The sequence below is a fragment of the Massilia sp. W12 genome, from assembly GCF_037300705.1.
Taxonomy (GTDB): domain Bacteria; phylum Pseudomonadota; class Gammaproteobacteria; order Burkholderiales; family Burkholderiaceae_D; genus JACPVY01.
In genome coordinates this window covers 3,429,183-3,451,187 of record NZ_CP147776.1, presented here as the reverse complement: position 1 = coordinate 3,451,187, position 22,005 = coordinate 3,429,183, and the positions used below count along the sequence as shown (strand labels likewise).

The 22,005-nt window shown below is 55.2% G+C and carries 22 protein-coding genes; 10 read left to right on the top strand and 12 right to left on the bottom strand.

Annotated elements, in window-relative coordinates:
• Positions 1-81: 81 nt before the first annotated feature.
• Positions 82-2,067, bottom strand: a complete 1,986-nt coding sequence (locus V8J88_RS13860) for an SDR family oxidoreductase (RefSeq protein ID WP_338844726.1) — start codon at positions 2,065-2,067, stop codon at positions 82-84.
• A gap of 441 nt (positions 2,068-2,508) precedes the next feature.
• Here V8J88_RS13860 and V8J88_RS13855 point away from each other — a divergent pair, with 441 nt between their 5' ends.
• From V8J88_RS13855 to V8J88_RS13845, 3 genes are all read left to right on the top strand, one after another.
• Entirely contained in the window at positions 2,509-3,141 is a 633-nt protein-coding gene (locus V8J88_RS13855; protein WP_338844725.1) for a phasin family protein, read from the top strand.
• Between the two features lie 79 nt (positions 3,142-3,220).
• On the top strand, positions 3,221-4,477 hold the full coding sequence (locus V8J88_RS13850; protein ID WP_338844724.1) for a patatin-like phospholipase family protein: 1,257 nt from the start codon (positions 3,221-3,223) through the stop codon (positions 4,475-4,477).
• A gap of 130 nt (positions 4,478-4,607) precedes the next feature.
• Positions 4,608-5,081, top strand: a complete 474-nt coding sequence (locus V8J88_RS13845) for a hypothetical protein (protein ID WP_338844723.1) — start codon at positions 4,608-4,610, stop codon at positions 5,079-5,081.
• 16 nt (positions 5,082-5,097) lie between these two features.
• Here the strand turns inward: V8J88_RS13845 and V8J88_RS13840 are convergent, their stop codons facing one another.
• Entirely contained in the window at positions 5,098-6,366 is a 1,269-nt protein-coding gene (locus V8J88_RS13840; RefSeq protein ID WP_338844722.1) for an alkaline phosphatase PhoX, read from the bottom strand.
• 527 nt (positions 6,367-6,893) lie between these two features.
• Here V8J88_RS13840 and V8J88_RS13835 point away from each other — a divergent pair.
• Genes V8J88_RS13835 through V8J88_RS13825 form a run of 3 tightly spaced genes read left to right on the top strand, consistent with a single transcriptional unit; the run spans position 6,894 to position 8,878 of the window.
• Positions 6,894-7,559, top strand: coding sequence for a TetR/AcrR family transcriptional regulator (locus tag V8J88_RS13835; RefSeq protein WP_338844721.1), 666 nt, complete (start codon positions 6,894-6,896; stop codon positions 7,557-7,559).
• Between the two features lie 9 nt (positions 7,560-7,568).
• Positions 7,569-8,342: a hypothetical protein gene (locus V8J88_RS13830; RefSeq protein ID WP_338844720.1), complete on the top strand. Its 774-nt coding sequence runs from the start codon at positions 7,569-7,571 to the stop codon at positions 8,340-8,342.
• Positions 8,342-8,878: a TIGR00730 family Rossman fold protein gene (locus V8J88_RS13825; RefSeq protein WP_338844719.1), complete on the top strand. Its 537-nt coding sequence runs from the start codon at positions 8,342-8,344 to the stop codon at positions 8,876-8,878. Before V8J88_RS13830 ends, V8J88_RS13825 begins: the two co-directional genes overlap by 1 nt.
• Before the next feature lie 2 nt (positions 8,879-8,880).
• Here the strand turns inward: V8J88_RS13825 and V8J88_RS13820 are convergent, their stop codons facing one another.
• Both V8J88_RS13820 and V8J88_RS13815 read right to left on the bottom strand, forming a co-directional pair.
• On the bottom strand, positions 8,881-9,456 hold the full coding sequence (locus V8J88_RS13820) for a phasin family protein (RefSeq protein WP_338844718.1): 576 nt from the start codon (positions 9,454-9,456) through the stop codon (positions 8,881-8,883).
• A gap of 106 nt (positions 9,457-9,562) precedes the next feature.
• The gene (locus V8J88_RS13815; protein ID WP_338844717.1) at positions 9,563-10,498 is read right to left on the bottom strand and encodes a triacylglycerol lipase; all 936 of its coding nucleotides are present in this window, start codon (positions 10,496-10,498) and stop codon (positions 9,563-9,565) included.
• 490 nt (positions 10,499-10,988) lie between these two features.
• Between V8J88_RS13815 and V8J88_RS13810 the strand changes: the two genes are divergently transcribed.
• From V8J88_RS13810 to V8J88_RS13800, 3 genes are all read left to right on the top strand, one after another.
• A complete protein-coding gene (locus tag V8J88_RS13810) occupies positions 10,989-11,702 on the top strand; it encodes a helix-turn-helix domain-containing protein (RefSeq protein WP_338844716.1) in 714 nt (237 codons plus the stop codon).
• A 75-nt stretch (positions 11,703-11,777) separates the two neighbouring features.
• Positions 11,778-12,146 carry a metalloregulator ArsR/SmtB family transcription factor gene (locus V8J88_RS13805; protein ID WP_338844715.1) on the top strand — a complete coding sequence of 123 codons (369 nt, stop codon included), beginning with the start codon at positions 11,778-11,780 and terminating at the stop codon, positions 12,144-12,146.
• The gene (locus V8J88_RS13800) at positions 12,143-13,225 is read left to right on the top strand and encodes a cation diffusion facilitator family transporter (RefSeq protein ID WP_338844714.1); all 1,083 of its coding nucleotides are present in this window, start codon (positions 12,143-12,145) and stop codon (positions 13,223-13,225) included. The genes V8J88_RS13805 and V8J88_RS13800 overlap by 4 nt, the downstream gene beginning before the upstream one ends.
• 11 nt (positions 13,226-13,236) lie before the next feature.
• Here the strand turns inward: V8J88_RS13800 and V8J88_RS13795 are convergent, their stop codons facing one another.
• The 7 genes from V8J88_RS13795 to V8J88_RS13765 form a co-directional block, all read right to left on the bottom strand.
• Positions 13,237-13,908: a 2OG-Fe(II) oxygenase gene (locus V8J88_RS13795; RefSeq protein ID WP_338844713.1), complete on the bottom strand. Its 672-nt coding sequence runs from the start codon at positions 13,906-13,908 to the stop codon at positions 13,237-13,239.
• A gap of 12 nt (positions 13,909-13,920) precedes the next feature.
• Positions 13,921-15,198 carry an arginase family protein gene (locus V8J88_RS13790; RefSeq protein WP_338844712.1) on the bottom strand — a complete coding sequence of 426 codons (1,278 nt, stop codon included), beginning with the start codon at positions 15,196-15,198 and terminating at the stop codon, positions 13,921-13,923.
• Positions 15,195-15,848 carry a cupin domain-containing protein gene (locus V8J88_RS13785; RefSeq protein WP_338844711.1) on the bottom strand — a complete coding sequence of 218 codons (654 nt, stop codon included), beginning with the start codon at positions 15,846-15,848 and terminating at the stop codon, positions 15,195-15,197. Before V8J88_RS13785 ends, V8J88_RS13790 begins: the two co-directional genes overlap by 4 nt.
• A 73-nt stretch (positions 15,849-15,921) precedes the next feature.
• Entirely contained in the window at positions 15,922-17,772 is a 1,851-nt protein-coding gene (locus V8J88_RS13780; RefSeq protein WP_338844710.1) for an ABC transporter ATP-binding protein, read from the bottom strand.
• Positions 17,759-18,910 (bottom strand): hypothetical protein, encoded by a 1,152-nt coding sequence (locus tag V8J88_RS13775; RefSeq protein ID WP_338844709.1) that lies wholly within the window; start codon positions 18,908-18,910, stop codon positions 17,759-17,761. The genes V8J88_RS13780 and V8J88_RS13775 overlap by 14 nt, the downstream gene beginning before the upstream one ends.
• Positions 18,907-20,208 (bottom strand): hypothetical protein, encoded by a 1,302-nt coding sequence (locus tag V8J88_RS13770; protein ID WP_338844708.1) that lies wholly within the window; start codon positions 20,206-20,208, stop codon positions 18,907-18,909. Before V8J88_RS13770 ends, V8J88_RS13775 begins: the two co-directional genes overlap by 4 nt.
• 67 nt (positions 20,209-20,275) lie before the next feature.
• Positions 20,276-20,425 (bottom strand): hypothetical protein, encoded by a 150-nt coding sequence (locus V8J88_RS13765; protein WP_338844707.1) that lies wholly within the window; start codon positions 20,423-20,425, stop codon positions 20,276-20,278.
• A gap of 13 nt (positions 20,426-20,438) precedes the next feature.
• Between V8J88_RS13765 and V8J88_RS13760 the strand changes: the two genes are divergently transcribed.
• Complete coding sequence (locus V8J88_RS13760; RefSeq protein WP_338844706.1) at positions 20,439-20,813, top strand: hypothetical protein; 375 nt, start codon at positions 20,439-20,441, stop codon at positions 20,811-20,813.
• Positions 20,814-21,225: 412 nt separating this feature from the next.
• On the opposite strand, the gene V8J88_RS13755 is transcribed toward V8J88_RS13760, so the two are convergent.
• A complete protein-coding gene (locus tag V8J88_RS13755) occupies positions 21,226-21,960 on the bottom strand; it encodes a DJ-1/PfpI family protein (RefSeq protein ID WP_338844705.1) in 735 nt (244 codons plus the stop codon).
• Positions 21,961-22,005 lie beyond the last annotated feature (45 nt).

The window sequence follows — 22,005 nt, the reverse complement described above, 5'->3', positions numbered from 1 at the left end:
GTTTATTGTTGCGCAAAAAAAATCCGGCAGCTTGCGCTGCCGGAAGAATCATACATGAATGCCAAAAAGCTGTGCGCAAACTCAGAAGTGCACGCCGCGCAGCAGTTGTTGCATGGCGATCTGGTCGGCGCTCAATTGCGGCGCTTTCTTGCTGTCGCCGCGCGCCGCTTCCGAGTCCGGGAACATGCGGAAGGTGGTGTTGAGCACGGTGTGCGCCACACGCGGCATCAAAGCATGCAAAACCTGACCGAAAATACCGACGCGGGTGGCGATCCGCACCGGTTTGTACACAATCGCTTCGGCAATCAAATCCGCCGCTTCGTCCGGCGTCAAGGTCGGCACGTTCTGGTACAGCTTGGTGGGGGCGATCATCGGCGTTCTGACCAGCGGCATATTGATGGTGGTGAACTTGATGCCGACATCCGACATTTCCGAGGCGGCGCAGCGGGTCCAGGCTTCCAGCGCGGCCTTGGAAGCCACATAGGCCGAGAAGCGCGGCGCATTGGTCAATACGCCGATGGAGGAGATATTGATCACATGCCCGCCGCGCTTGGCGATCATGGACGGCAGCAAGCCCATAGTCAGACGCAGGCAGCCGAAGTAATTCAGCTGCATGGTGCGCTCAAAGTCGTGGAAACGGTCGAACGAGGCTTCAATTGCACGCCGGATCGAGCGCCCGGCGTTATTCACCAGCACATCCACGCCGCCATGGTTTTCAATCAGGAGTTTCACGAAGCGGTCGCAGTCGTCCATATCCGCCGCGTCCATCGAGTATGTGATGACCTCGAAGCCGCGCTCATTGATTTCTTTTTTGGCCGCCGCCAGCTTGTCCTCATCGCGGCCGCAGATAATCGTGATGGCGCCGGCTTCCGCCACTTTGTGCGCGGTGGCTAAGCCGATGCCGGAAGAGCCGCCGGTGATCAACACCACCTTGCCCTTGACCTGGCCTTTCAGGCTGCGGTCGATCAACAGATCCGGGTCCAGATTGCGTTCCCAATAATCCCAGATCGGCGCTGCATACGAATCCAGCGAGGGACAGGAAATGCCGGAGCCTTTCAAGGCGCGCTCGGTTTCGCGATTGTCAAAGCGGGTCGGGTAATTCACAAATTGCATCACTTCAGAGGGCAGGCCCAGATCTTTCATGATGGCTTCGGTGATGCGGCGCACCGGGGTTAAGGACATCAAGCCTTTTTTCACCGATTTCGGCACAAAGCCCAGCAGCGCGGCATTCACGCGCATGCTCATGGTCGGCGCATGCGCCGCTTTGCAGAAGGTGTTCAAGACCTCGCCCACGCGCATCGGCTCGGGGTCGGTCAGGTGGAAGGCGCGCCCATCCAGGCCGTCTTTGTGGGCGATGTGATCCATCGCATTCACCACATAATCCACCGGTACGATATTGATGCGTCCCCCTTCGATGCCGATCGTCGGCATCCACGGCGGCAGCATCTGGCGGATGCGTTGAATCAGTTTGAAGAAATAATACGGGCCGTCAACCTTGTCCATTTCACCGGTCTTGGAGTCGCCCACCACCATCCCGGGACGGTACACGCGCCATGGCGTTTTGCACTCGGTGCGCACGATTTTTTCCGATTCGTGCTTGGTCGCGAAATAGGGGTGGTCGAGTCCTTCCGCCTCATCGAACATGTCTTCGCGGAAAATCCCTTCATACATGCCGGCTGCGGCAATCGAGCTGGTATGGTGAAAGCATTTTGCGCCAATCTTGTTGGCGAAATTGACCACATTGCGGGTGCCTTCGACATTGGTTTGCATCTGCTCTTCATCGCCGGCCTTCATGTCGTAGATGGCGGCTAAGTGGAACAGGTGGTCGATATTGCCTTTGAGGGTGGCGCAATCGGCGTCCGATACGCCCAAATCGGCTTGGCGCAAATCGCCATATACCGGAATCGCCCGCGTCTTTGATACGCCCCAGTATTCCAGCAGCGCGGGAACTTTATCGCGCCCCGCCTCGCGCATCAGGAAATACACCACGCTGCCTTTGCGCGCCAGGATCTTCCTGACCAGACGCTTGCCGATGAAACCGGTCGCTCCGGTAATGAAATACTGCATGTGACCTCCTGTTATTGAATTGAAACAAGGGTGCGTTCCCGTCGTGCTGGCGGGTTGTCCCCGCCGCCAGGAACATGACTGGCCAAGCAGCGCCTGCCATCAAGCCTCTCATATTACAGCCTCGCGCAGCTTTGGCAACTTTTCACGGCGATTTATGCGCTTTGTCCCGGCTGCGGCGCCACACCCTGACTTTGTCTGCATGAAGTGCGCCACCTTAGCATTGCTCTTGCACCATTTCCGTGCAGTGCGCCGGCCTTTAGAACCCCATCTCTAGAATTGCTCCCTACAATCCCAGCTACTGTTGTCTGTCATTCATCTGGCGCGAAAATTTGTGTTGTGCGTTGCAACAAAGGTTAATTCAGTGCAATGCCTGAAAGTCTTGCAAATTTTGCAAACAGTGGCGGCGACAACCTGATACCCCATTTCCACGGAGCGAAAAGCATGGTCAAGAAGTTGAAGTCCTTGTCGTCTGCTGAAGACAAACAATTGGCGAATGCCGTGCGCAATTCAGCGCAGCAGATTTGGCAGGCCGGTCTGGGCGCTTTTTCCAAAGCGCAGCAAGAGGGGGGCAAAGTGTTTTCAAAACTGGTCAAAGAAGGCAGCAGCCTGCAAAAACGCACCCAGAAAATGGCCGAGGAAAAAGTCTCCGGCGTCACCGAAAAAGTCAACCGCGTAGCCGATGGCGTGCGCGACCAGGCTTCCGGCTCCTGGGACAAACTGGAACAGGTGTTTGAAGAGCGCGTCTCGCGCGCCTTGGCCAGCATGGGCGTGCCGACACAAAAAGATATTCAATTGCTGACCCGGCGCGTCGAACAACTCTCCAAAGCGGTGGCTGAGCTTTCCGGCAAGAAAGCGGCGCGCGAAGAAGAGGCCGCAGCGCCTAAAAAAGCCGCTGTCAAAAAGCCTGCAGTAAAAAAAACCAAGCCTGAAGCGGCAGTGAAACCCGTGGCCAAACGTAAAACCGCCGCCGCCAGCGTGAGCAGTGAGACGGCAGCCGAAGCAGCCCCCAAGGCTAAAACCAGCCGCCGTAAAAAAACCGCGCCGGCCACGACCGAACCCGCACAAGGCGAATAATGCCGCACCGGCGCGCACGCCGGCCTTTTTCTGATTCACCTGCGGGCCGTGCGCCGCCCGCGCAAGGTAAAAATATTCCATGTCTCCCGTGCTGCCATTTGAACCCCGTCCAAAACGTCCTCGCCGTCATGGCAAGCCGGCGATCGGCTTTGCCCTTGCCGGCGGCGGCCCTCTGGGCGCGGTGTATGAAATCGGCGCGCTGGCCGCATTGCAAGAGTCAATTGAAGGCTTGGATGTGAACGACGCCGAGATTTATGTCGGCATCAGCGCCGGCGGCATTATTGCTTCCGGTCTGGCGAATGGCGTTACGCCCTATGAAATGTGTCGCGCTTTTATTGAAAGCGATGTCGAACCGCAAGACAGCGATTTGCCCTTGTTCAAACCGGAAATGTTGATGCGACCTGCCTTGGAGGAGTTCGTCAAGCGCGCGCTGATGTTGCCGGGCCTGGTGGCGGCTTCGCTTTACCGCTACCTGCGCAGCAGGAAAACCAGTTTGCCGGATGCGTTTGAGCGCCTGAAAGAAGCCTTGCCCACCGGCTTGCTGTCAAATGATGAAATTGAACGCTTTTTGCGCGCCACCTTCGCCAAACAGGGGCGCAGCAATGATTTCCGCCGCTTGCAAAAAAAGCTGGTGATTGTCGCCACCGATCTGGATACCGGCGAAGCGGTGCGCTTTGGCGCCAAGGGCTATGACGATATCCCGATTTCGCGCGCGGTGCAGGCCAGCGCATCGGTGCCGGGCCTGTTCCCGCCGGTGGTGATCAATGGCCGCCATTTTGTCGATGGCGCGTTGCGTAAAACCATGCACGCCTCGATTGCGCTGGAACATGGGGTGGATGTGCTGTTTTGTTTAAACCCGATTGTGCCCTACGATGCGCATGGCGCGGCGGCGGGCGCCGGCGGCGCTGACAGCAAGCTGGCCAATGGCGGCCTGGTGAATGTGTTGTCGCAGGCTTTGCGCGCAATCTTGCATTCGCGCATGGAAGTCGGCATGGGCAATTACCGTCGCACCTATCCCGACACCGATATTCTGCTGTTTCAACCCGCCAAGCAGGATTCGGAAATGTTTTTCACCAATATGTTCAGCTATAACAACCGGCGCCGCATGTGTGAGATGTCATATCAAAACACGCGCATGTTTTTATGGGAAAAACGTGAGGAAATCGGGGCCAAATTGGCGCGCCATGGTTTGCGCCTGAAAGAATCGGTGTTGCGCGACACCAGTTTGACCCTGGTAAAACAGCCGCCTTCCGGCCGGCGCGACCGGCTGGCCGTGACCTGGCTCAATGAAGTGCTGGATGAGCTGGACCGTTATTTGAAAGTCGAAAACGGCTGAGCCGCCGATTGTTCCTGTGGTGCGCAAAGCGTGTCAAAACGCGCTTTGCATTTTCCTGATTTCTCCATTTTTGCTCCACATCCCGCCGCCATACTGACTCCATCGCAACCAGGTAAGCAGGGAGTCAATCATGCGCGAAATTATTTACATGCCGGCAGCCAGCATCGCCTTGCAGGCGCACGCCCGTTTGATGCAGCAAGTGCGCAAGCACGCGCAGGCGGATTTGCCGATTGAACAGGGCGACCGCCTGCCGCAGCTGGAAGCGGGTTGCTGTGTGCACATACTGGCGCATGCCCAGGCCGATGGCGAACCGCAAATCATGATCCGCGATTTGCGTCAGCGCGACGGCGTTTTGATGCTGGATCAAGGCGGCAGACATAAAAGCCATACCCCGGCGGAATTGGCGAATGCGCTGTTGCGCGCCGGTCTGCACAATCAAAAACTGACGCTGGCCTTGCATGTGTTCGGGGCCGGGGCCGGCAGCCAGGCGCGCTATGCGCACAGCTTGCGTCTGGCGCTGGATTTGCTCGGCTTGTGTGCGGTTGAAGTGGCGATCAGCGCACTGGCCCTGCATGCTGCGCTGCCCTTGCGCAAAGCGGCATAAGGGCAGCGCTGCACACTTAACGGTTAAAGTGGCCGCGCACCTCAAAGGTCACGCCAGCCGCCGCATCATTGCTGCTGCCGCGTTGCGAGCTGAAATACAGGCGCGTGTTATCCGGACTGAAGGCCATGCCGGTGATTTCGGATCCTTCATGTCCGACCAACTGCAAAATCGGCGCCATTTGCCCATGTGAGGCCAGCACCAGCACCTGCATCTCGCCGCCGTCTTCCGCCAAATACAATTCACCGCTGCTGCTGGTGGCGATATTGTCCACTTTGGAGGCGTTTTGCTCGTGCACGATTGAGAGCAGATCGGTCTTGGTGTCAAGCGCCCAGACCCGGTTATCGCCCTTGGTGGTGAAATACACCACATCGGCATGAAACCAGGCCCCTTCGCCGCCATTGAAGGCGGAACTGCCGGACACTTGCTTGCGCGTGCGCACGCCCTTGGCGGTCGGGTTGGGCGTGGGCACCGGTTGCCATTCGATTTTCCAGGGCGCATTGGCGCCCACTTTGCGCGCCACTTCCAGCACCCCGGCGGATAAATCATATTTGCGGGTGGGGCGGAAGCGATAAAAACGGCCATCGTGCTGATCTTCCGTCATGTATAAATAGCCGTTGCGGGTGTCGTAGGCAATCGCTTCATGATCAAACCAGCCCAGCGCATGGCGCGCTACGGCGGCCTGTTTGCCGGTCGGGTCGCATTCAAACACGCGGCCCCGGTCCACTTCTTCCGCTGATAACCAGGTGCCCCAGGGGGTGATGCCGCCAACGCAATTGCGGCTGGTGTGGCGGCAAATCGCGTATGCGCGCTGAATTGCGCCATCCGCGTCAAAAGCGATTGCAGAAACGCTCCCGGCGCCATCCGGCAATTCACTGTTGCAGACATAAATCCAGCCGCCATGCGCGGCGCGGAAACAACCGCCGCCATCCGGCGCCGCCGGCCAGATATAATCCGTGCCGCTGACCGGCTGGCTGCTTCTGGCGATGATGCGGGAAGAAAAGCCGGGCGGCAGGCGCAGCCCGTTTTCATCCGGGGCCAGCAGCGCGCCGATTTTTTGCGGCGCAAGAATCGGACGCAGGCCGCGCTCATCGCGCGGATTGGCCGGCAGCGCCGGCAGGGCATGGGCAAAGCCGGCTTTATTGCCCAGGGCTAATAAGCCACTGGATAGAAGGGAAGTGCGCAGGGCAAGGCGGCGGCTGGCGCCCCGGTTTTCGGCGGTTTTGGCGTATACCGGCCTGGGCGCAGCGGCGCCAGGCGGATTGGCCGTTGTTGTTTCACTGCTCATGTTGCTCCTCATTATTCTCTGGTCAAACCGGCTGGGAATTCCAGCGGCAGGCGGGCGCGCAATCCGGAGGGCAATCCGGAGATTGAGCGCGATCTGAAGTGGGGGACATGTATGCCACGCAAGGGGAAACGTGGGGAATCTGCCGGGAGGCAGAGCAAACAGTAAATTCATTATAAAGGATGTTTGCCTTGTTTGGTGGCAAGTACTTTGCCATTTTTCACTGGTATTGCAAGAAGCGCATGCTGTGCTGCAACATGGGTACATGTCACTTTTTCAAGACTGTTGCAGAGTGCGTGTTGCTGCTGCAAAATCTGCGCAATGTGCCGCTATCATGCGCGATCATGCAAACTTGTTCTGTCACACTGCAGTTTGCCTGATATCGGTGGTATGCTAGGCGTATTGCCCGGCCATGATGCAAGCTGGCCTGTATGCCGGGTGTGCATTTGGCGCGGGTGCGCCGCCGTTCTGCAGCATGTGCGCAGAATGGGCAGCGCGTCCTCCGATTTAAGGACATGAAAGAATCTGCCATGCAACAAAAAGCGCCACGACGCACGCGCGAGCGGATACTGGAACTATCGCTGCGCCTGTTCAATGAGTTCGGCGAGCCGAACATTACGACCACCGTGATTGCCGAGGAGATGAATATCTCGCCCGGCAATCTCTATTATCATTTCCGCAACAAAGACGATATCGTCAACTCAATTTTTTCCCAGTTTGAGGGTGAAATTGAAAGGATTCTGGCCGTTCCTGAAGGGCGGCGCTCGAATCTGGAAGACGTCTGGCTGTATCTGCACCTGATGTTTGAGTTGATCTGGCGCTATCGCTTTTTTTACCGCGATCTGAATGATTTGCTGTCGCGCAACCGCAAGCTGGAGCTGCATTTCAAGCAAATCCTGGCGCACAAGATCAAGGTCGCCAAGGGCTTGTGCGAGGACTTGCGCAGCGAAAAATCGCTCGACGCCAGCGACACCGAAATCGAAGCCATGGCCACCAATATGGTGGTGGTGGCGACTTATTGGCTCTCGTATGAATATGTGCGCAATCCGCGCAAATATACTGAACAGCAAGCCATGTCCGAAGCCCTGGCGCGCGGCTGTTATCAGGTCTTGTCGCAAATCGGCCCGTATTTGCGCGGCGACACCCGGCTGCTGTTTGAAAAATTATCGGAAGAATATTTAAAGAAACTCAAATAAGGAGCCGCCATGGCCTTTCAAGCCTTCCCCTATCCTGAAGACGCTTACCAATACACCGCCGCCAGCCTGAAAAAAGCCTGGCCGCAATTGCACGCCGGCGACGCCGAGCCGCTGCCCAAAGACGCCAAATTAATCCAGGCCTGGATTGCTTTCCACGCCGGCGACTTTGAAAAAGCGGTGCAATTGGGGCTGGAGCAGGGCATTGACGGCTATAACGTGGCCAACAAGGCCGCCGGCATTTACGCCACTTATCTGGAAGATAATGAGAAGAAAAAAATCGCCATGTTTGAGGAAATCGCCAAACGTTGCGAAGAACAGCAGGAAGCCCGGCCTGATGACGCCAACGCTTATTACTGGCATGCGTTTGCGCTGGGCCGTTATGCGCAGGGCATTTCAATTGTCAAAGCGCTCTCGCAAGGCATCGCTAAAAAAGTGCGCGCCAGTCTTGACCGCGCGCTGGAACTCTCGCCCAAGCATGCGGATGCGCATATCGCAATGGGCGCTTATCACGCCGAAATCATTGACGCGGTAGGCAGCATGATCGCCAGCATGACGTATGGCGTGAAAAAAGAAGAAAGTTATAAGTACTTCAAAAAAGCGCTGGAGTTAAATCCTGATTCGGCGATTGCGCGCACCGAATACGCCAACGCTTTGCTCAAACTCGATGGCAAGAAAAAAATGGATGACGCCGTGACGCTGTATGAAGAAGCCGCCGGCTGCAGCGCGCGCGACGCCATGGAAAGGCTGGATATTGAAGCCGCCAAAGCGGAGCTGCCGGACTGATGGCCACATTGTGCGTGTATTGCGGCTCCAGCGACGGCGCGCTGCCTGCATACAGGCAGGCTGCGCAAGTGCTGGGGCAGTTGCTGGCGCAGCGCGGCCATACGCTGGTGTATGGCGGCGGGCGCTTAGGTTTGATGGGGGCGGTGGCCGATGCCGCCCTGGCGGCTGGCGGCCGCGTGCTGGGCGTGATTCCGCGCGCATTGCAAGAACGTGAAGTGGCGCATACCCAGCTTTCTGAATTGCACCTGGTTGACAATATGCACCAGCGCAAAGCCATGATGGCGGATCTGGCGGATGCCTTCATCACTCTGCCGGGCGGCCTGGGCACGCTGGAGGAATTATTTGAAATGCTGACCTGGCTGCAGCTTGGTTTGCATGGCAAACGCATCGGCCTGCTGAATGTGGCCGGCTTTTACGATGGTTTGCTGGCCTTTATCGCCCGGCAGCAAGAGCAGGGCTTTGTGCGTGCGCAGCACGCCAGCCTCTTGCTGTGCGAGCAGCAGCCTGAGGTCTTGTTGCAAAAATTACTGGCGTAACTTCACTTCTTCTGCGGCGCGCCCATGTGTTGCAGGCCATGTTCCACCGCTTGCACGAATTGCTGCGCCGCCTTGCCGACCTGTTCCTGTAATTGTTGCAAGGCCTGTTCACCGGCGCGGCTGACATCGGCCAGACCGGCATTGCTCTGATCGAGCATGGTTTTCACCAGCTCCAGCGCAGGGCCGGCATGTTCGGGCGTGTTTTTGCTCAATTCGCTCATCATGCGGTTCAATTCCTGCTGCAATTTTTGCGCTTCCTGTTGGCTGCTGCGCTGCAACGCCTGCTGCATACCCTGCGCAATCTCACGCAAACGCACGCTGTATTGCAAAGCCTGTTCAGCGTTGACGCGCGCTTGCGCCGCGCTCAAATTCAAAAAGGCTTGCGGATCGCGCGTGACGGCCAGGCGCTGGATCGCCGAGAGTGTGGCCTCGGTGCTGTTTTGGGCGGCTTGCGCATTCAATTCCAGCAAATGCTGAACGCTTTGCACCGCTTGCGCGCTGATGTTTTGCATCGCTTGCATTTGCATCTCAAACAGGCTGCGGCTGGCTTTGGCCAGTGTTTCAGGTTTGGTAAACATGGCGCAGAAGAGGGAAGTTGTGGTGCTGCAAGTGTGCGGCGATTCCCCCCGCCTGTCAATCCAGACGCACGCGCCGGCCCGCATCGCGCTGGCCGGCGCATTGCGCTTACAAGCCCTGATTTTGCAAGCGGTTGGCGTGGCTGCGGAAAATGCTCAGCGGATTGGTTTCAAACAAATGCACAATCCCCAAACTGTGATTCACCTCATCCATATGGTTCATTGCATAGTCATCGCGGATCACGCGCCCCAGGTGGCTGGAGCAGGATGACACCAGGCCATCATTTTTGGCGCCGCCGAACACCAGCCCGGTTAAGGCTAAGGCCGGATCAATCGCATCCAGCGCATTGGTGTAACTCTGCCCGCCGCTCCAGGAAAAATAGGATACGCCGTTGACCTGGTAAGCGCCTTCGCCGCAGGCGCTGAACGGCAGGCCCGCCGGATGGGCGGCATTGAATTTGGCGCTGCCGGCGGTGGACAGCGATTGCGCCGCCGCCAGTGAATTTTGCGGCAGTCCGGCGCCGCCGGATAAGAAGGAAATCAACTTGGCCAGACCGTCGGCCACTTTGCTGATGATGTCGCGCGAAATACTGCCCGGCGGGGCCACGCCCAGCAGCACATCCGCCGCCGCAGAACCTTTGTTGACACCGCCAATCGAGGTGACCGAAGCCACCAGATCAGGACGCACTGTGGCCACATAGCGGATAGTCGGGCCGCCATGGCTGTGGCCAATCAGATTGACTTTGCTCTTGCCGCTGACCGCGACGATGCGCTTGACTTCTGTCAGCAATTGCTCTCCCCGCACTTGCGTGCTGTTGGCGGCTGAGACTTGTGAAGTGAATACCGTCGCGCCGCCGGAACGCAGGCTTGGCGCCACGCCATACCAATAATCGACCGGGCCGATATTGTCAAAACCAAACAGGCCATGCACCAGCACCAGGGGATAACGGGTTTCGGTATAGCCTGCCGCGTGCGCGGCCGGGCTGCACAGGGCGACTGCGCCCAGGAGGCTGAAAATGGCAGAATGAAAAGCTGAAAAACGCATAAGGTCTCCGTGTTGTGAGTATTGTCCAGATGCATATCAGACAGCGCCGGAAAAGGCGCCCGGGGTGGGGAAAAAGAGGGCAGGCCTACCCCTAAGCCTGCCCAGAGACGAGCTATCCAACGTAGAGCGAGCACTCGCTCTACAGCAATTCTGTCTTTGTTTGAATTTTATTGCAAGCAAGTGCGCAGAAAATGATGAAAAAAATATGTGATTTCCACAGAGATCAGAGAGGCGCCAGCTTGTTGCCATAGCGGCAAGCTGTTGCATTTTCACCCGCCGTCAATTGCATGCGGCTTGCGCAAAAGCCGGTGCTCACGCATGATCCTGATTCCGTCAGACGGCAGCATGGGCTGAGGCAGTACGCATCCAGTGACTGCCAAGCGGGCTGGCGGCATCAAAAAGCATGAAAACATCCGGGATGGCGTCAGGCCGGCGCATCAGCACAATGCCGCCGTTTTGCCGCGCACAGCTTGGGAAGACAGGGGAAGACATGGGAATCAAGGAATTGCCAGTGCATTTCACGCTGGCGCAGTTTTGTCAGGCGACACCGCTGAATCAAGACAATATCTGGGAATTTTTATTGCAACGCAATGCCGAGCGCATTGGCGTCAAACGGCGCGAGGCGGCGCTGGAAAATCTGGAACGCATCTTCGGCGCCACCTTCCGTCTGGCCAATACCGTGGGTTTTCGCGAAATGAGTTTGCGCGATTTATGCCGCGAAACCGGCTTGTCGATGGGCGGATTGTACGGCTATATCCAGAGCAAAGATCAATTGGCCAGCATGATCGCCGATATGGTCTTGTATGCCACTGATTTGCTGCAGCAATGGTTTTTGCATGTGCCCGACCCGCTCGACCATATCGAATGCATTGTGCGCGCCAATATTTATATGGCCGAGATTTTGCAGCCCTGGTTGTATTTCATGTTCCTCGAATCACGCGCCTTGCAGCAAGAGCAGCGCGAAGTGGCCAAAGCATCTGAATCCAATATCCAAACCCATATTGCCGGATTGGCGGTGCAGCTGCCGGGCTTTAATCAGGAGCAAGCCTGGCTGTTCTCCGCGCATTGCATGTCGCTGGCGCAGGACTGGCACTTGAAACGCTGGAAATTCCGCAACTTGAATTTGACCCCGGACGCTTTTGCTGAAAGTGTGGTCAGACTGGTGCGCGCCCATGTGCAGCGCCAGGAAAAACTGGCGGCTTGAATTGCCGGGGCGGTGCTTGTGCGCCGCCTTTTTTGCTGCTAACATTTGAACATCTATTCAAATGTTGAGGATGTTATGCACGATCCACAGTCCCCTGCGGTTTGCTGCGCCCCGGCGGCGCCAATCAGCGCCACGCCTGATCCGGCTGCGGTGCGGCAATTGGCTGATCTGTTTCATTTGCTGGGCGATCCAACCCGCTTGGCGATTGTCTTGCATTGCCGCGACAATCTGGCGGTGTCTGAATTGGCCAGCCGCATGGCGGTCAGCGTCTCTCTGGTGAGCCACCATTTACGGCTGTTGCGCGCAGCGCGGATTGTCAAAAGCGAGCGCAGCGGCAAGCAAGTTTTCTACAGTCTGCAAGATGAACATATCCGCCATACCTTGGGCGATATGCTGGCGCATGTGCAGGAACCCGCCACCGATGACGGCGAAGGAGGCGCATGATGGGACATGCACACAGCCATGATCATGGCGCACATCACCACCATCACGGCGACCCCTTGCGCCAGGGGCGCGCCTTCATGTGGGCGATTGGTTTGAACAGCGTGTTTGTGGTGCTGGAATTTGTGTATGGCTGGCTGGCGCACTCGACCGCGTTGATGGCCGACGCCGGGCATAATTTATCGGATGTTTTAAGCCTGATCCTGGCCTGGGGCGCGGCCCGTCTGGCGCAGCGTGCGCCGAGCGCGCGCTATACCTATGGCTGGCGCAAGAGTTCGATTCTGGTGGCCTTGCTCAACGCCATGCTCTTGATGTTTGCCTGCGGCGTGATTGTGTGGGAAGCCTTGCACCGCTTGTGGCAGCCGACCCCGGTGGAGGGCGGCATTGTGTCCCTGTTGGCGGCAATCGGCATCGCCGTGAATGGTTTTTCCGCCTGGTTGTTCATGGCCGGGGCCAAGCATGATTTGAATTTGAAGGGCGCATATTTGCACCTGGCGGCGGATGCCGCGATTTCCTTTGGCGTGTTGCTGACCGGGCTGGTGTTGATGGTGCGCGATTGGTATTGGCTGGACCCCCTTGTGTCGCTGATTATTGTCGCGATTGTGTTGTGGGGCACCTGGAGCTTGTTGACAGAGGCGCTGCAATTGGTGATGGCTGCTGTGCCCATGCACATTGATCCGCAGGCAGTGCAAAGCTGGTTGCGCAGCCGGGCAGGGGTGACAGATGTGCATGATTTGCACATCTGGGCGCTGTCCACCACGGAAAATGCGCTGACCGCGCATCTGGTGATGCCGGGCGGCCATCCGGGTGACACCGCGCTGGAGCAGATCGGCGCAGCGCTGAAAGCAGAATTCGGCATTATGCATTGCACCTTGCAAGTGGAGCTGGGCGCGTGCGCGCACAGCTGCAGCCTGTTACAGCCGGCAAGCTGCGCGCATGAACACGATCATGACCATGATCATGCGCAGACAGGCGAACATGCAGCGCAAGATGTTCAGCCGCAAGCAAAAGCATCGCTGGCATATCGCAAAGCGCATCAACATGGCCCGGCTTGCCGCCATGACCACGGGCATAAAGATTGATCAGGACGGCGCTATGCTGATGCGGCTTGTGGCGACAAGCGATGCCGCCAGGCGGTGCGCCAATCTGATGCCGGCAAGGCGTTGAGTTGCGCAATCGTTTTGAGTTTGAGCGGCTCAGGAATGGCATTGATAAAGCTGTTGACGCTGTAGCGTACGCCGCTCTGGATCGGTTTTACTTCGTGCACCCAAAAGCAATCCGCCGGCCAGATCATGATATCGCCGCGCTTGAGTCGTATATTGTGCGCACCATTGAAAAAAGAAAATTCTCCGCCCTCATACTCGTCATTTAATGCAAGCGTGCAACTGCCCAGTGTAAAAACATCCCAATCTGTATGCGGGTGGATGCTGCTGCCGGTCGGATATTTTAATATCCTGTAATCATGCGCATAACGCAAATGCTGACGCAGCAGATGAATGTTATAGCGCCCCTCTTGTTGCAAGCTGTTGAGCCAGGCATCGATAGCCTGTCCCGTGCGCTGGTGCACCAGGGCAAATGCGGCATGTTCCGGCTGTAGAGAGACTGCGCTGAAACCGGCTTGCCGGTATTTCCCGCTATTGGCGTCCTGTGAGTTTTCGGACTCAGCCAGAGCGGCTTGCGTTTCATAAGCAGCAATCAGGGTTTCGCATTCCCGGGCGCTGAGCATGGAAGGAAAAACTTTGAGTAAGTTCAACATATCAGGCATGGTTTGCTCGTCTCAGTTTTGATCATGTGGAATGGTTTGTTGTGGATTGGCGAAAAATTGATAAGGACTGGTTTGTGCGCCGCGTAAATGGAAAAGATAGCGGCTGATGAGGCGTGCTGCAATCGCGGCCGGGCCATGCGCGCTCTGCGATCCTTCACCAATTTCAACAAACTCCATTCCCACAATCTGCAGTCGGGAAAATAACTGTTCAAATAATTGCAACAAGGGATACCAGGCTAAGCCGCCCAGCACCGGGGTGGCTGTTTGTGGTGCATCAGCTTGCGCCAGTACGTCCACATCAAATGAGATAAACCATGGAATCTCCGGGTCCAGCGTCTTGAGCATGCGCTCATAGCCTTGCGTGGCTGCTTCCCATGCGGAGAGCGTATGCAGGCTTGCTTGTTGTGCGCTGCTGACCTTGTGCAAAGGCTGAAAATACATGTCACGCACGCCGATTTGCCAGATACAGCTTACATGCGGCAGAGCGCGCACGGCATGGAATACATTGGCATGATTGAGCTGGCCGTCAGCAGTGGCGCCAATGGCATACAAATCCGGGTGCGCATCAAAATGCAAGATGCCCAAACGCGGCCAGCGTTCCTGCAAGCCTGCAATCGTATAATAGGCTTGCGTATGATCGCCACCCAGGATCAAGGGATAGGCGTGACGCTCGGCGATGCGCCGGCATAGCGCCTGACAGCGTTGGCCTATGGCGCGCATACTGTCTTGCATGCGGTTGTAGCTGATGTCTCCCGCGTCAAACAAGCGCAAAGCGGAGGCCGGCAGACATTGAGCAAAATCCAGATCAATCAACATGCCATCTTGCTGCTCTTGAGAGGCGCACGGCGTACGCAAGCTGTTGTGCAAATGCGTGCGCACCCAGCGCCCGCCACCTGCAACTGCGACACCTGCGACCTGTCCACTTTCCAGCGGGGTATGAAACAGCACAACGTCAGCTGCCTGTAAATTGGCGAAATCATGCAATGGCAATGCTTGACCTGCACTGTGTGTCGGCAAGCTGCAAAAACCATGTTCCAGAGCGCTGACCTCGTCAGCACGCAACAGCAGGCAATGCAAAAGCAGGATATGTAATAGATCCGCCCCAAGCTCTTGACGCAAACTGTCCAAAGAGAGCAAACCCTTTTCGGCCAGATTTCGCAACAGCGTGGCCAGCTGCTGATTGCCTTGCAAACATTTAGCGGAATAGGGCAGGCCGATGCGAAAACGGCCTTGGGCATCCTGCTGACATTGATAGCGGGGATGCAGCAGATACAGGGGCGATGCATTCATACACAGACCTCGCTCGCCAGCCAGGGCAAAATCCGGGTGAGCGACTGTTCTTGGGCGCTGGCGTAAATTTGGGCGCGTTGCTCAGGTAAAGCAAAGTTGCGGGTCAGCGCCAATGTCGGCGCAGTATTTTCCACAACATGCCACCAGCCCGCCGGGATCAGTAAAATATCGCCTGCTTGCAAAAAAAAGTACAGCCATCCATCTTGCTCAGTCCCGCTTTGCAATACAGCCCGGGCCTGTTGCTGCCTTTGCGCAAAGTCAGCCTCAAAATCCGCTGGCGCATGCAGCGCCACCCGCTTGCCGCCTTGCAGCACAGCGAGCCAGGCATGGGTGTGCAAGACGTCCTGATGCAGTCCGGTGCCGGTTTTAGCGCCGCCAATAAAAACCCACAGCAAAGGTGCAAACAGACGCTCTGGAATTGCCTGCAAAATATCATTCCGGCTTACCTCCGGCTCGCTGAAATCTTGCAACATTTGCGGGTGTTGCTGGAAGAAACGCCAGCCGGCGGCATAACGATGTTCTATCCCGTTTAACAGGGCATGGATATATTCAGAAAGGAGAATTCGTCCAGCTGGCTCGCCATCCTGGTCGCTCAAGGTTAATAGAGATTGCGGCAGGGCGCACAGATTCTCCCAGCTCCAAGTGTGCATGGCAGGCCAGCGACTGGCTGCAGCATGGCGTAATTCAGGTGTGTATGGAAACATGACGTGTTGACTGGCTTACTCAAGCGGCTAATGAATATTGATCTTCTGATTCAAGCAAAAGCTGGCGGTATAGCGCTTGTTCTGCTTGCAATTGCGAATGGCAGCCAAGCGCAATCAATCTGCCTTGTTCGAGCAGGATGATGTGCTCGAAATTACTCAAACTGGCAACCCGGTGACTGACCGTTATCACCGTTGTTTTTGGCATATGCGTACAGATGTGTTCGAGGATCTTGCGTTCTGAAATCACATCAACAGATGCTGTGGCTTCATCCAGCAGCAACAAAGGCGCCGGCTTGAGCAGGGCGCGCGCAATCGAGATTCTTTGCTTTTCTCCAGTGGATAAACGCCCACCCCGTTCACCGGTCTGGCTTTCAAGCCGCTTGGGCAGCGCCTCCACTAATTGTGTTGCTTGAGCATATTGCAAAGCTTGTTCTATCTCAGTGTCGCTTTTGAGCTGACCGTAAGCCAGGTTTTCCCGCAGACTGCGATTAAACATCAGCGCCGATTGCAAAGACTCGCTGCGGTTGTGCGCCAAGGTGGCGGGCGGCAATGCAGACAGTGGCAGACCATGGATCAGAATTTCGCCGCTGTCGGGTTTGAGTTCACCGCGCAGCAAATCGAGTAAGGTCGATTTACCTGCCCCGGAAGGGCCGATCAGCGCACATTTGCCGCCGGGAGGGATAATCAAGCTGACATTTTGCAAAACCGGCTTGCCTTCATGGCTGAAATTGACATTGCGCAGTTCTATGCTGCCGGGAGTTGGCAGAGGCGGCGTGTCGGCCTCAGGATCAAAGCTCAGTGGTATGGCATACACTTCGCGCAGGCTGGCGCGCAACACGCCAGCCGCATCGAACAGATCGACAAAGTGAAACGCCATCGATTCAAAATGCCAGGAAAGTGAAATTACCAGCGAGCATAAGGTGACCAGTTGGGGCAAGCTGATTTCAGCGCTTGAATACAGGGACAAGCCATACAACATCAATGCAATGCCAAACAGCCATTTCCAGGCAGTTTCAAGTAATAAAACAAACACCCAATAGCTGCGCACCCGTCGGCAGGCAAGCAGATCACTTTGCAAGAAAGCGCCAAAACGTTTGCGCTCTGCTTTTTGCGCTAAAAAGCTTTTGATTAAGCTGATATTGCAGACCAATTCATTGAGTTCGCTGATCACGCTGGCGTGCGCATCGCTGGCGTCCTCTACAATACTCATGCCACTCCAGGCCAGGTAGGAAGACAGCAACAGGGCGGAAACCATCCAGACTGCAGCTCCCAGCGCCAGAAGCGGCGACACACTTACCAGAATCAGACTCATCAGGATAGTGACAGACAGCAATTTGACAATCGTATCAGCCATGCTGCTGACCACTGCCGGTGCATTGCCCGCCGCCAATTCAATCCGTTCCACCAGATTACCCACACTGTTATGATGGAGGGCGCTCGCCTGACCCTGCATCAGTCGCGCGCTTAAATGATCGGTAATTGCTATGCGCAGATTTTGCGTGGAAAACAGGCGCGCAATGCTTTGCAGAATCTGAAACAAAGGGCTGGCCAGCCATAGCGCCAGCAGCAACAGCGTCATGTGGATCACGGTTTGTTTATAGCCATGCATGGCGGCGTCGGTTAACTGCCCCAATGCCCATGACAGGCTGATGTGACACAAGGTGGCGGCTATCGTAGCGCACACCATCAAAGCAGTGGACCAGGGCGCGGCGTGACGAATGGCAGTCTGCAAATAGGCGTACAAGGAGCGGTTGGGAGCCGCAACTGGAATTTGTCCGGGCATTGCGAACCCCGGCTTGGCCAGCCACATCATGCTGGAGCGCCAGACACGGTGCAGCATCTGGCTGCAGTAGCTGTCAATCTTTTTCAATCAATATACCTCCAAGTTGATGAATGCGCAGCAGCAGGCTGAACAAGGCCTGTTCTTGCAATTTCCCTTTGAATTGTTGCAACAGCTTACTTACCGGCGTGCGCTGCTCTGCATGCAAGGCTTGCGCCAATTCTGCCAGTAAACCCTGGGTGCGTGTCCAGATAATACGTTGACGCACCGCCAATGCTTCCCTGGCGCCGAATTGCAGCGCGATCATGGGCCAATCTGGATAAGTGCTGATGTTTGCCTGCTCCAATGCATCATATGCTATGGCCGGGGTGAGGCTTTGCATGGGCATGGAGCTTATCCAACCATTGCTTTGCAAGGCGGCTTTACGCAGTTGGCGCAAGGCGTCGAGGGTAAATGTTTGCTGGCCATACTCAGTAATGCTGGTCCGATCGGCGGTAAGCAAGCGCAGCCCCTCGCTGCATTCTTGTATTGGATTTTCTGGAAACAGCGTCAATCCCATCATGACAGAGAATGCCGGCGTATCCAGAATGTGAAAATCTCCCATAGGAATAAACAGCAGGTCGCCAGGGTGCAGGCAAACTTTGATGGCATGGGGCAGCAAATCTTGATATGAAGTGCTTGCCATGACGCCACCGGTCAGACGCGTATATTCAGCGCGCGGCCATAAATACGCATGCTTGACTCCCGGCCCGAGATGCCAGAGCAGAGAATGGTCCAGATCATCGTGCACGCCAAATGGGGTGAAACCGTAGTTGCCGATAAATGCATAAAAATCACATCCCGCATGCGGAACGCCGTTCATAGCCTGAAATAAACTGCGCAGCATTTCTTGCTGCATCATTTGCGCAAATTCCTGGCTCCATGCGCTAAGGCCATTGAAGGTAACGCAGAATTGTTCCGATTCGCAAGCCTGTGCCAAGCGCGACTCCACATCCAGATCCGGTTCTTGCGCCAACTGCACAAGTTTATCCGTGATTGTATAGCGTTGCCCGCCATCCACCCAGGCGCGTACGCGTGGTAATTCGGTCACACGAAAGCGCGGAAACATGGCTGTTATCATCGCCAGCACCTCGGCATAAGCCGGCAGGCTGCGCGGCAGATAAGCAATTTTTTTAAAACCTTCCGATTCTGCAAAAAGTCGTTGCGCCCAATTTTCTCTGAATTTCATGACGCCACCTCTGCGTTGATTGTTTGTGGATGCAAATAACCAAATTCGTACATTTTTTTCAGAATGACTTGCAGCGCAGAATACGAGATCTTCCCCTGTAAGCTTGTATGCAATTGCTCCAGCGTGAATTCTTTGGCTTGCAGTGCTTGCGCCAATTCTGTAGTCAATTCATTATTCGCTAAACGCAGGCGATTTCCGCGTGCAAACAATATGATATCCTTCTCCAAATGCAAGCACGCCAATGGAAAATCCGGGTCGGTAATAAAATTCTCTTGCCAATTCAGTTCATATTCCGGTTTGCGCCGCCACCCATATCTCAAACTGACTTGACTGTTCTTCTTGGCATAAAATTCAAGATGAGCCAACTGCAACCAATCATGCACCGTTTGTTGGTGTTGTCGTTGTTCCTGCAAGATTTCTTCAAAATTTTTTGCAAATTGTTCGGCGTTGCTTGCCTTATTTACTATTTGCTTGCTGATATTCTGTTTTGTGTATTTTGAAACGGCAATCGCCACCCCAATTGAAAAACCTTTGGTATCGCCAATATGATAATAATGTGGAGGCAACACGAAGACGTCGCCAGCTTGAATAGCCCAGGTTTTACCATGTGCCAGAATACGCTTTGGCTGGAAACAATTTTTCCGCTCTCCATTCAGTCTGTGAAATTCCTCGCGTCCGAACAAGGTCATTTCTTTCATGCCTGGGCCAACATGAAAATGCACCACTGATGTATAAGGGTCATCTATATGGATGCCGAATGGCGTATAGCCATAGTCGCCGATAAACAGCGTTACTTCCAATGTGCTGCAGGACAGCCCCTGCGCATCAAGAATGGGGGCAAAGAGCTTGCCTGCCAGGCGCGCCAAGGGTTCAGACCATTGCTCCGCGCCATTGATGACCAAACCAAAAGGACGCCCGTCGCATACCCGTTTTAAAAAAGTTGCAAAACCTTCGTCTACCAGCGGTTTTTCATATAGAACCGCATTTTCATGCTCAGGACTTAACATGCCTTCAATATACACCCGCACCAAGCCATTAATCGCATGCTCTGGATCTTGCGCCATTCCCTTTAATAAATCAAAGAACATGGCATCACCGAACAGCTTCGGATCAAACACTGCTGGCAATAGTAGCGGCTGCATTAAAGCTGGCGCATGTACCGGATCATATTCATTATCAGACTGCGAGCGCTCATGTTCTTGAAAGTGGGCGGTTAATCTGGCGAGCTTTTCAACGGCCATCACTGATAATGGATGATTGAGATTTTGCATAATGCTGATAAAGGTAAATTGCGACATAAAAGCCAGTGGCAGACGCCACTGGCTGAATTAGATGGCGCATATGCGCCATCTAATCATTGCCTGATTACAAACCAGGTTCCATTGCGCGGATATGACGAACCGGACGCGCTAATGCAATTTGCAGATCGTCATTATCCACTACTTCCAGACCCAGGCTTTCCAAGCTGGCGCCGAGTTCGGTTTTTTGGGTTTGTGCATTGATGATTTCAGGCATGATAAATCTCCTTATGAAGTTGAGTTTACTGCAATGGGTTGTGCTGCAGAGGGTAAAAAAGACAATGCGTGGTGGAGCTGTTGTGCAACAACAGAATAAGGCAAAACAGCAGGTATTACATGCCAACTACATTCTCCGCAATAGCCGCTCATGCAGTGAAATAATTATAGGCAGAAAAAATTCTTCTTGCATACACCTTGGATTTTGCATTTTTACTGAAAATCTCGAATCAAATATTTTTTTTCAAAATGCTAACGATAATGCCGTAAAAATTAAACTGCGGAATCATGAAATCAAAAAATACCAACGACTATTAGTTTGTCTTCGCTTAATGCTTTTTGAGCCTATGATTTTTTTTGAAGAAATCAAAGGAAAAATCGGAAAATAAAATTGAACTTTTCCCACAGCAGACTGCAGCGGGGGTGAAACAGTTTCTGTCAATGCTTTTGCAAATGCTAATTTATTTCATTTTTTTCACGGAAAACAAGCGGAACAGGTGATTTATGTTGATAAATAGAACATAAAGAAAAAAAAGAGAAAACATTCTAAAAAACGGGATAGTCGGGAGTGATGGAAAGTGGCGATTGTCTTTGCTGACAATTGCTGCCGCAAACATCTGCAATGCCAGTGGACCATGAGCAGCGCCTTCGGCAGTGCTCCTGGTTGAATGCAAATGCCTGCCTGTGCTTCCATGCGGTGTGGCGCAGAGCATTTTGGTGGACGGAATCTTGCGGCAAGCTGCCAGGCAGGGGGGCAGGCATTTGTCCCCTCCTGCGGAGCAAAGCAAGGCGTAGAAATAACTATTTAGGTAATGGCACACTGATGGTGGCTTGTTGCGGGTAGGGAATCGGCTGTAATGGATCGCGTTGCCAATGATATTCCGCAGTCAGGGCGGCGATTTCCGCCATCGCCCGTCCGCCCAGACGCTGCACCAGATAAAAGCCCAGATCGGCGCCGGCGGATACGCCAGCAGACGAGACGTGGCGCCCGGCGTCCACCCAGCGCGCCACATTGTCCCACAGCACCCCCGGCCCTTGCGCAGCGACCCAGGACAGGGCGGATTGGTTGCTGGTGGCGGGTAAGCCATCCAGCAGACCAGCCGCCGCATACAGCGCAGCGCCGGTACAGACCGAGGCCGTGAGCGGCGTTTTGGCTGCGATTTTACGCAACCAATCCAGGGTTGCGGCCAATTCTGCGGCATCGTCAAAGATGCGATTCACGCCATAACCGCCGGGAACCATGATCAGATCAAAATTTTCATTCAGTGCTTCATCGCGCCACAGATCGCTTAACACGCGTGGTGCGTTATAGCTTGCCACGCACGGTGGCGTCAGCTTGCCGGGCTGGTCTTGATTGGCGATCAGGCGGGTGGTGAACGGACGCGGCGCATCGCTCACATACCCTGTCCCTAAAAATCGGGCAATCGAAAATGCTTCGATGAAACCCCACACATCAAGCGGCTCGAAATCTTCAAACACCAAAATGCCGATTTGCAAGGTGCGCGGGTAAGTGTTGGCGGGGAAACTGTTTGACATGGTTGCTCCTCCTTGAAAGTACGGGCGCGTCGCCCGTCTTGCGAT